At 50.0% G+C, this 1,693-nt stretch carries 1 protein-coding gene; it reads left to right on the top strand.

Annotated elements, in window-relative coordinates:
- On the top strand, positions 1-1,439 hold a 1,439-nt coding region (locus F6K37_RS41240), incomplete at its 5' end, for a bifunctional metallophosphatase/5'-nucleotidase (protein WP_287257063.1).
- Between the last annotated feature and the right edge of the window lie 254 nt (positions 1,440-1,693).

Genomic DNA, 1,693 nt, shown 5'->3' with positions numbered 1-1,693 from the left:
TCTCTTCCTCTGATGGAGTCACGGTATTCCCGGAAAATCCCACAGACTATGACGCCTTAGCTGCTAAAATCCAAGCTGCGGTGGATGAATTGACCGCTACGGGCATCAACAAGATTATTGTCCTAGCGCACATGCAACAGTTGACCATTGAGCGGGATGAGTTAGCCCCTCGTTTGCGGGATGTAGATATAATTGTGGCGGGAGGGTCTCACACCTTGCTGTCTGATGCCACCGATCATCTGCGGCTGGGAGATACCAGTGGTGGTCTTTATCCTATTCTCAAAACCAATGGAGATGGAAATGCGATCGCTATTGTGAACACCGATGCCACCTATAAATATGTGGGTCGTCTGGTGGTGGACTTTGATGCAAACGGTATCCTGATTCCCAGCAGTATTGACCCCAACATTAGTGGAGCCTACGCCACAGATGATCAAGGAGTTGAAGCGGTAGGAGGTACCCCAGACCCGGAGGTTGTAGAAATTACCAATACCCTTGATGAAGTGATCAGTACTCAGGATAGCAATATTTTTGGCAATACCAAAGTTTTCCTGCGGGGCGATCGCGCCTTTGTCCGCACCGAAGAAACCAACCTGGGTAACCTGACCGCTGATGCTAACCTGGTTTATGCCAAGACTGTAGATGCTACAACCGTGTTTTCTTTCAAAAATGGGGGTGGCATCCGTTCCAACATCGGGGTGATTAGCGCTGCTAACGGTGGCATCGACCCCAATGACTTTGAACTGTTGCCCCCAGCAGCCAATCCTGCGGTGGGCAAGGAAGAAGGGGAAGTTTCCCAACTTGACATCACCAACTCCCTTCGTTTTAATAATGGACTGACCCTGTTTACCGTCACAGCGGATCAATTGCTGGAAACCATCGAGGATGCGGTAGCGGCAACAGCTCCGGGTGTGACTCCCGGCCAGTTTCCCCAAATCGGTCGGCTTAAGTTTAGCTTTGATGCGACTCGTCCTGCCAATGATCGGGTTCTCTCTCTGGTTGTCCTGGACGATCAAGACCAAGTTATCGATGTAGTGGCTCAGAATGGTGAATTAGTGGGGGATCCCAGCCGCACGTTTCGTGGTGTTACCATTAGCTATGTGGCTGATGGCGCTCCCTTCTCCAGCTTCTTGAGTGCCAATCCAGCTTTGTTCAATCGGATCGATTTCTGGGGTGAGCCGGATAGCAATGGCGATGGGGTTTTAGATGCTGAAGAAGACCTCAACAAAAACGGGGTCCGAGATGCTGCGCTCCCTGAAGCCTTCGAGGGTTTTGCCAATTTTGCCTCCTTTGGTTCCGAGCAGGATGCCCTAGCAGAATACCTCCATCAATTCTTCCCCACAGCAGCTAATGCCTTTAATCAGGCCGATACTGACCCAACATTGGACGAACGGATTCAAAATCTGGCTTTCCGGGAAGATACGGTAATTCCTGAATAAGCGGGGATTGGTGAAAAAATCATACCGAATGAAATGTTAGGCGGCACGGCAAAACCGCTGCCGCGTCACAACCTCATAAAATCCCCCGAGCGAGGGATTGCTCGCTCGGGGGAGATGTCAACAATACTTTTTTTCAGATGCGATCGCGTCATAGTGCGATCGCATCATTTTTTTCCGAATGCTGTGCCTGGAAGGGCAATTTCCTAGGAATACATATTGTGGCACTTTTGTCAATAACTATCGATAAAATCACC

Origin of the sequence: Moorena sp. SIO4E2, assembly GCF_010671945.1 — a bacterium.
GTDB classification, from domain to species: Bacteria; Cyanobacteriota; Cyanobacteriia; order Cyanobacteriales; family Coleofasciculaceae; genus Moorena; species Moorena producens.
The sequence above is the reverse complement of the archived record's forward strand: the minus strand, read 5'-3'. Positions and strand labels throughout refer to the sequence as shown.